The 8,430-nt window shown below is 61.9% G+C and carries 5 protein-coding genes; 1 reads left to right on the top strand and 4 read right to left on the bottom strand.

The window, feature by feature from the left end; genetic code table 11:
* Positions 1 to 2,174 (bottom strand): TonB-dependent receptor plug domain-containing protein (locus P1X14_RS03470; protein ID WP_277313915.1); only part of this gene is annotated, 2,174 nt, incomplete at its 3' end.
* A 131-nt stretch (positions 2,175 to 2,305) separates the two neighbouring features.
* Positions 2,306 to 3,511 (bottom strand): dipeptidase, encoded by a 1,206-nt coding sequence (locus P1X14_RS03465; RefSeq protein ID WP_277313914.1) that lies wholly within the window; start codon positions 3,509 to 3,511, stop codon positions 2,306 to 2,308.
* 229 nt (positions 3,512 to 3,740) lie between these two features.
* Here P1X14_RS03465 and P1X14_RS03460 point away from each other — a divergent pair, with 229 nt between their 5' ends.
* Complete coding sequence (locus P1X14_RS03460) at positions 3,741 to 4,883, top strand: site-specific integrase (protein WP_277313913.1); 1,143 nt, start codon at positions 3,741 to 3,743, stop codon at positions 4,881 to 4,883.
* Here P1X14_RS03460 and P1X14_RS03455 read toward each other — a convergent pair.
* Together P1X14_RS03455 and P1X14_RS03450 are read right to left on the bottom strand one after the other, a co-directional pair.
* Positions 4,880 to 6,052, bottom strand: coding sequence for a DUF87 domain-containing protein (locus P1X14_RS03455; protein ID WP_277313912.1), 1,173 nt, complete (start codon positions 6,050 to 6,052; stop codon positions 4,880 to 4,882). The two genes, P1X14_RS03460 and P1X14_RS03455, sit on opposite strands and share 4 nt — an antisense overlap.
* A 126-nt stretch (positions 6,053 to 6,178) precedes the next feature.
* A complete protein-coding gene (locus P1X14_RS03450; RefSeq protein WP_277313911.1) occupies positions 6,179 to 7,906 on the bottom strand; it encodes a ParB/RepB/Spo0J family partition protein in 1,728 nt (575 codons plus the stop codon).
* Positions 7,907 to 8,430 lie beyond the last annotated feature (524 nt).

Below are 8,430 nucleotides of genomic sequence, written 5' to 3'. Positions count from 1 at the left end.
GGCCGCTGCGGACCTTCGGGCGGCAGCGGCGTGCCGTTGCGCTCGGCCTCGGCGCGCTGACGCTCACGCTCGGCGCGGCGCTCCGCCATCTGCTTCTCGATCGACGAGCTGAGCGGCAGCGACAGGTTGAAGCCCCAGCGCAGTTCCTCGCGCTCGGCGCTGGCGAAATTGACCGCGCGGGTGTCGATGCTGATCAGGCGCCCGCTGACGTCGCGGGTGAAGCGGCCGGGGAAGGCCGCCTCGATCTCGGCGGTCGCGGCCGGGAAGGCCGTGATCTGGTTGCGCGTGGTGCTGCGGACATATTCGACGTTGAGGTTGAACTGCACCTTTTCGAACGGCGTCAGATTGCCGCCGATCTTGAACACGTTGCGGCTGTCCGCGGTCAGCCCGGGATTGCCGCCGCTGATGCTGGTGATGTCGACGCTTTCGCCGCGGACATAGTCGAACACGCGGACATTGGGGGTGTCGATCCGGGGATCGCCGAGCTGCTGGGCGCTGGGCGCGCCTTCCTCGTCGGTGACCGATCCGATCAGGCGCAGCTGCGGCACCGGTGCCCACACCAGACCGTAACCGGTGGTGACCAGCGTGCCGAAATCCGAAAGCTGTTCGATCTCGACATTGCCGTTGATCGAGATGTCGCCCAGCGCATCGAGCACGGCGCGGCGGCGGCTGGTGAGCGGCAGATCGACATTGAGCTGCGCGCTGCCCAGGTCGCGCGCGACGCTGCTCGAGCGCAGCGTGCCCGAACGCAGTGAATTGCTGTCATAATCGGTGGTGCGGCCGGTGACGCGCAGGCTGGTGCGGATCTCGCCCGCCGGCACCTTGGCGATCGGGCCGCTGACCAGCGCGTCGATCGACGCCACGCTGGAGGTCGATTTGGCGATATCGGCCGGGCGCACGCCGATCAGCCCCAGCGGAATGGTGCCGAAGGGATTGAACGCGGGATCGTTCGCATCGAGCCGCGCCTGGATCGCGGCGGTATCGAAGCCGGTATCGGTCACGCTGCTCGACGTCACCCGGTCGTAATTGCCGGTGACCGACCAGCGCCAGGTCTTCGCATCGCCGTTCACGCTGAAGCCGACATGCGCGGTGCGGCCCTGTACCGTGCGCGACAGCGGCGCCGATCCGGGCAGGTAGCGCGAGAGCGTCACGTCGCGGGTGAAGGGCGAGAAGGGATTGCCGTCGGGCAGGTTCATCGTCAGCCCGCCCAGACCCAGCCAGGATTCGCGATTGGTCGCTTCCAGCCGGGCGTTGAACGACGCCGAGACCTTGCTCGACACGTTACGGCTGATCACGGCGTTGATCGCCAGCCGGTCGCTGGGCGAGACGAGCGTGCGATAGGGCGTGAGGTCGGTGGTGTTGCGCGTGCCCGCGGTGGTACCGAAATTCGCCAGCGACGGGGCACCGCTTGCAGCGGACGCGGGCACGCCGGCGATGGTGGTGGTCGAGCCCGCGATCGCGCTGAGCGCCGGATCGATCTCGCCATTGGCGACCGCGCCCGACACATTGCCGCGGAAATCGAACAGCGACGGGGTAACCGTCGAGGTGATATCCCGCTCGGACTCGGTCAGCCGGGTCGTGCCGTCATACTGGAGATTGACGTTGATCCGCCCATTGCGGTTGATCCGCACCAGTCCGCCCTCGGCACGCACGGTGGAGTAGCCGCCCGCGGTCGGCGAACCGGCGGTCAGTTCGGCGGTGATCGCGCGGAAGCGCGGACGCAGCACGATGTTCACCACGCGCTGATCGGCGCGATAGCCATATTTCAGCGCGGCTTCCTCGGGCAGGATCTCGGTGCGCTCGATCGCTTCGGGCGGCAGATCGCGCAGTTCGGAGAAGTTCGAGATGCGGCGGCCATTGAGCAGGATCACCGGTCCGTCGCCGCCACGCCCGCGGCCGCTGCGCGTCTGGGGAGCGAGCGCGTCGACCAGTTCGGCGATGCTGCTGACGCCATAGGCGCGGATATCGGCGGGGTTGAGCGTCAGTTCGGGCTTGATCTCCCCGGGTACGGCACCGCGCAGCTCGCCCTTGACGACGATCTCGTCCTCGCTGGGGATGTCGCCGTCCTGCGCCGGTTCGGCATTTGGCGCGGGATCGGAGGCCTGGGCATGCGCCGCCATCGGCAGCGCACCCACCATCAACGCCGCCAACGCGCAGCCGAACTTGAACTTCACCACCCCGGATACTCCACTGATTTCCGGCGTCGCTAAACCGGACTTGTCGCAGAATTGTGCCAGATAGCGGAATAAATGCGGCACTGCGGCATAATTGGGCGACATGTTTGGGCCGCCTGATCGGCGAATACTTACTTCGCCTTGCGCTCCTCGGCGATGCGCAGGAGGCGCAACACATTGCCGCTCCACATCTTGGCGAGATCCGCTTCGGAATAACCGGCGGCGCGCAGCCGCGCAGTGACCTTGGGCAGTGCGCTGATATCCTCGAACCCGGCCACGCCGCCGCCGCCATCCCAATCGGCGCCGAAGCAGACATGATCGACCCCGGCGACGTTGATCAGGTGCAGCAGCGATCGCATGAAGACTTCGAAATCGGGCCGCCCGGCAGGCTCGAGCTTCTGCTGGGCGCGGATGCGGGCGATCAGATCGGCCTGCGCGGGCGGCGACATCGTCGCCAGATTGTCCGATTCGTCCGCCAGCGCGTTCAGCGCCGCGCTGGACTTGTAGGGCGAGAGATAGACGCTGTTGACGCAGATCGCGCCGCCCGAGGCCGCCAGCTTGCGGATGCGCGCATCGTCGAGGTTGCGGCCATGATCGTAGATTGCGTCCGGCCCCGAGTGCGACAGGATCACCGGCGTCTTCGACAGCTCGATCAGCTGATCGAGCACATCGTCCGAAGCATGGCTGGCGTCGACGACCATGCCCAGCCGGTTCATCTCGACCACCCATTCGCGGCCGAGCGGGCTTAGGCCGTTCCAGCGCGGCTTGTCGGTCGCCGAATCGGCGAACTGGTTGTTCCGGAAATGCACCGGGCTCGCCATGCGCACGCCGCGGCGATAGAATTCGCCGAGCAGGGTGAGGTCCAGCCCCAGCGGATAGCTGTTCTCGATGCTGATATAGGCGATGCGCTTGCCCGATGCGTCGATGCGCGCGGCGTCGCTCGCCCTGGTCGCCAGCGTAATCCGGTTGGGGAAGCGCGCGATGGTTTGCGCGATCTCGTCCGATCGCTTGAGCGCGAACGCCTTTGCCGCAGCATAGCCTTCGGGGGTGAGCGGTCCCTGAGAGGTGTAGATCACGAAGAAGCCGCCATCGAGCGCGCCTTCGTCCATCCGCCCCAGATCGACCTGCGCCAGATCATTCTCATAGGTGTGGCGGGCGCCGAAATCCCATCCGGGCCGGGCGAAATGGACCGGCGTGTCGAGATGGGTGTCGAGCGTGAGCAGCCTTTTGTGGAGCGACGCATCGTCCACCGGCGGCGCGATCCCCGCGCTGTTCGTGGTCGAGGTGCCGCAGGCGGAGGTGGCGAGCAGCAGCGGGAGCAGGAGGCGATGCTTCATACCGCGATCCTAGAGACGCGGACGGCGCGGTAAAGCCCGAAGGGGTCTCGATCACGAGACCCCGGCTAATCCAACGGGTTTGAATGGTGCGGTCGAGAGGCACCGAAGACCCGAACTTACCCGCTCATGCTAACCGTAAGTTATTTATTCTACTGAATTAGATTGCTCATACCTGCCCATGTGATATCACTAGTTCGCGTCCTTAACGGGGGACTAGACGGGGGATCACATGCGATACAATGTGCTCACTCAGCTTAAGGCCAAGAGCGCGCCTGAGGGCAAACACGCGGACGGCCAAGGGCTGTGGCTCATCAAGTCCGACCAGGCTCGCGGCAAGTGGGTTCTGCGCCTCTTTATCGCCGGTCGGCGGCGAGAGATGGGGCTTGGCCGGTGGCCTGACGTGTCGATCGCCGAGGCCCGCGAGAGAGCGGGCGAAGCCCGTAAGCTCACCCGCACTCAGCAAGATCCGATCCAAGAGCGTCACAAGGCGAAGCGCACGGCGCGGCGCCTCACGGTCAAGGAAGCCATTGAAGACTGCTTCAAGGCTCGCAAAGCGGAACTCAAAGGTGATGGTAAGGCGGGGCGGTGGATGTCGCCGCTAGAAGTCCACGTGATCCCGAAGATCGGCACGACCGCCATTGAGGACGTCGATCAGCATGTACTCAAAGAGCTACTGGCGCCGATCTGGCACGAGAAGCCAGAAGCGGCGGTAAAGGCACTCAATCGCATGAGCCTCGCTATTCAGCACGCGGCAGCGCTCGGCCTTTCAGTTGATCTGCAGGCATGCGCCAAGGCTCGCGCGCTGCTCGGGAAACAGCGCCATACCACGACGCACATCCCGTCCCTCCCCTACAATAACGCCCCCGCTTTCTACCGGTCGCTGGCGGCTACGGAGGGCGTCTCTGCACTTGCGCTGCGCTTTCTGATCCTCACCTGCGCTCGCACCAGTGAGGTCCGTCTTGCGACCTTTGACGAGATCAGTGATGGCGTTTGGACGCTTCCGGCGGGGCGCACGAAAACGGGAACTGAGCGTCGCATTCCGCTGGTGGGCGAGGCAATCGCGATCGTGGAGCGGTGCCGCGAGAAGTCGGAGCACTATCTCTTTCCAGCGTATAAAGGACAAGCCATCTCGGATGCCGCTATGTCCACGCTGATGAAGCGCCAAGGGTACGATGCTCGGCCGCATGGATTTCGCAGCACCTTCAGAACTTGGTGCGAGGAGGCCACAAACGCCGACTACGAAACCAAGGAAAGCGTTCTTGGACATGCCGTGGATGTGGGTGTTGTGGGAGCGTATCAACGCTCAGATCGGTTTGAGAAGCGCCGAACGCTCATGGCCGCGTGGGAGAAGCTCCTTCTTGAACAGCGCTAGTGGGCACTGAGTTTCGTAGCGTGTGGCAGTCTCGCGCTGAAGGGTGCGCTCGGTGCACCGTCAATCATAAGCTGCAGATACAAGTGGTGATTTGGAAGGCTCATCACATCCATTGGGCCGAAGCGTGGCTCTAACATGCTGGAGATGATGGTGGCATCCGTCGCACCCACGCGGAATGAAATGAAGGTGCCCGCGTTCGCAAGAACCGAGTGTCGGACTTCCTCAGATAGCTGAAACAAGTATTGGTTTGCCGCAACGATGCCACATCCCATTTTACGCAGCTCGGGCATGAGGTTTGCGAAGGCGAGCGTGGTGAAGGACTGAAATTCGTCCACATACAGAGTGAAGGGTCGCCGGATGGCTGCCGGCACTTCCGCGCGAGACATAGCGGCCATCGCGACCGTTGAGACAAAGACACTACCCAGAATGTTGGAAGCGTCGTTACCTAATCGGCCCTTAGCTAGGTTGATAACGATCGCACCGTCCTGATCCATGATCGAGCGGAAGCCGAGTGATACGGGCCCCTCTACCAAGCACCGGTAAACATGCGGGTCTGTCAGCAGCGCACCCAGCTTGTTTTGGACAGGGGCTAGGGTCTCGGCCCGATATCGGTCTGGGTACTTTGCGAATTCATCCCGCCAGTATGCCCGAACCGTCGAGTTGCGTATTTCCGAAACCACTTCCTGGCGAAACGCCTTGTTCGTGTAGAGGCGCAACAGATCGGGAAGGGTAGATCCGTCGCGTTCTATCAGCGCGAACAAGGAATTGCGCAGCAGATGCTCCATCCGGACACCCCAGGCGTCGTGCCAGAGCATCTTCATCGCATCCATCAGCCCGGACACTGCGAGTGGAATCTTGTCGTCGCGAACGCGGCGGAGAGGATTGTAGCTGAAAGGTTGGGCGCGATCGGCCGCGTCGAGATAGATTAGCGGGCGGCCGCATTGACTTGCGGCGTCGCGCACTTGCTCAGCAAGGTCTCCATGCGGATCGACTAGGATGAGTCCTCGCCCTGCCCGAAGGTCGCCTTCGGCCAAGGTTCTCATGAGGGTGGATTTGCCTACGCCGGTAGCCCCGAGAATGTACATGTGGCTAAGCCGGTCGGGCTGCTTGATGCCGAACCGGACGAACTTTTGATGATGATTGGTCTCCGCGAAATACGAGATGTCCATGGGACCATTGTTCCGCAAACTCCTGCGGCTCGCATGGCGTCACGGCACGCAGCCCGGACGACTTCGCAAAAAGAAGCCTCTCCCTGGGGAGAGGCTTTCGAGGATATGAGCAGGCTAGTTGGCAGCTTATGCGGTATCGGCATTTTCCGGCAGGTCGACCAGATCGCCATCTTCATTCCGCTCGGCATCTTCGTCCGCGGATGGTCCGGCAAGGTAGCTGGTAGCAGGAAACCGCAGCCAACGCGGTGCCCAGCCCAGAACCTGAGTGCGGCCGTTAGTTCCTTGCAGGCAATCGTGGAGGATTGTCCGCAAGATCTTTGCCGACGCATCCCCATTTGCATGCGCGACATCCGTACCCGCCACCTCTTCCAAAAGCGCCAGCAACACCTTGCGATCGCGCACGAGCGCCAGGAAGGCTTCGTCCGCCAACCACATTTCACCCGCATCAGGTGTTACAAGCTCGCCCAGAGCGTCTACGGCGCCGCTACCTGATTGAAGGCTGTCACCCATCACAATGGCACCGATCTCCAGCACGTCGTTGTCCGGAAGGTCCACGAGCCGTTTGGCAATTTCAGAGAAATTGGCAGCATCGTAGACGCCCGTCAGCGAGCGCCGCCCAAGATCCAGCCCGAGCATCTCATATGCCCATATGCGTCGTTCGAGGAAGGTCGCCTGAGCCGGGGAGTTTGTAATGCTTGTTTCCGTATCAGGCTTGTCCGTCTGCTGATTCTCGCATCCGATCGACCAGAGCGACGAGCTTGTAATCGCGTGAGCGAGGATAAACCGGAGCGCCAACATGGGCCGGCTGAGAAGCAAGTGGCGCACCATGAGATGGCGATGCAACTCAACGTACCGGCGCAGTGGGGCGGTTAGCTCTGTACGCTGTTTCGGCGCTTCGCTCTCGATTTCGCGATCAAGTCGCAAAGACTCTTTCCGCGGGAGATATCCTTCATGGGCTTCGACCACCCCCTGCGACGACACTGCGAGATATACGCGCCCCTTCTTGTCGCGAGGACGCCTATCATGCTCCCAACTCCGGAATTGCTCGCCAAGCTCGAGAACGATGACGTCCGACCACCCATCCTCTCGGTACGCCTCCCGCTTCGCATCGATCGCCTTGTTCTGGAGCTGCCAGAATAGTGCGCCGTCCGAGAAGTAGCTGTCGTCGGAGAACAGATCCGAAATGATGGGAGCAGTGTAGTCTTCGAGGTCGAACAGCGCGGTGGATGTCCGGATCGCCGTTCCCCCGAATAGCCATTCTTTCAACAGGCGGCCTGTGGGCGCTCGTCGATCTTCACTATCGACCAGCGTGAGCCATTCTCGTTGTTGTGCGGTGGACGCCATTGTCAGGTGCCGTACGGTCGTTACGTCGATTTGACCGGCTCGATATAGGGCGCGGATACGTGGCACTAAGTTGCCGAGTGCCAGCACCCGTTCCACCATACGTTGGGGCAAACCGAACGTGGCAGCGATGTCTTCGGCAGTTTTCCCCTCGCGAATGAGACGCACGAATGTTTCCCATTGCGTGACCTCATCTGCATCGAGGCGGGCGACATTTTCGATGAGAGAAGCCTCAAGGGCACCGGCGTCATCACCGGCTTCCATAATGGCGCATGGAAGTTCCGTGATGCCGCCACCGTCATCTGCGACGGCTTTCGCTGCCATAAAGCGTCTCCGGCCGGCAACGATCTCGAAGACGCCGGGTTCGCCATTCGGTCGAACTAGGATGGGTACCAGTACGCCGCGAGCGCGCACCGACGGTATGAGATCCTGTATGTCGCGACGCTTGTGTTTCGCGCGCATATTGGATGGCGAGATGATGAGCTTCGCGAGCTCAATGTAGCTTAGTTTCATGTAGTACTCCCGACCGGTCAGCGGTCATCAAAGAGGACCCGCGCATGCCGATTGGGCGGCGCGCGAGGCTGCCGGAACGGTAATTGAAAGATCGATCCTTCCCCGCAGCGCGGAGCCAGTCCGCATAGCCTCGAAGAGGCTCGGCGCCGCGGGCAAGGTCTGCTGCAAGGATATGAGCAATCGGCTGGGAAGGAACGGCGTCACCGCACCCAGCCATGGGTTCTACGATGCGCGAGGACAGCTCTCATCGGCGGCTCAGGCTGTTCATGTCATCGCTGAAAAGGTGGGGCAGTCAAAAAATATTTGGCCCACTCATAGTTGGATATAGTAGAATTTCGTGCGTCATACAGCCTCACTGCGACCGGTTACAGAGGTAATTTGTAGTAATAACTGAGCTGCTTCCAACATTCGGAGGCAGTTACATGGAGAAATTTATAGTAACGAAGAAATCTGGAAACCGAATTACCGGTCCGATCATGGTGACCACGAGCCCTCGCTCAACCTGTCCAATAGCGTGTCCATTT

Origin of the sequence: Sphingomonas sp. AOB5, from assembly GCF_029433115.1 — a bacterium.
In the GTDB taxonomy this organism is placed as follows: Bacteria; Pseudomonadota; Alphaproteobacteria; order Sphingomonadales; family Sphingomonadaceae; genus Sphingomonas.
The sequence above is the reverse complement of the archived record's forward strand: the minus strand, read 5'-3'. Positions and strand labels throughout refer to the sequence as shown.

Coding starts and splice junctions, on each gene's coding strand:
- P1X14_RS03465 (WP_277313914.1), bottom strand. CDS start 3,511: ATGAAGCATCGCCTCCTGCTCCCGCTGCTGCTCGCCACCTCCGCCTGC.
- P1X14_RS03460 (WP_277313913.1), top strand. CDS start 3,741: ATGCGATACAATGTGCTCACTCAGCTTAAGGCCAAGAGCGCGCCTGAG.
- P1X14_RS03455 (WP_277313912.1), bottom strand. CDS start 6,052: ATGGACATCTCGTATTTCGCGGAGACCAATCATCATCAAAAGTTCGTC.
- P1X14_RS03450 (WP_277313911.1), bottom strand. CDS start 7,906: ATGAAACTAAGCTACATTGAGCTCGCGAAGCTCATCATCTCGCCATCC.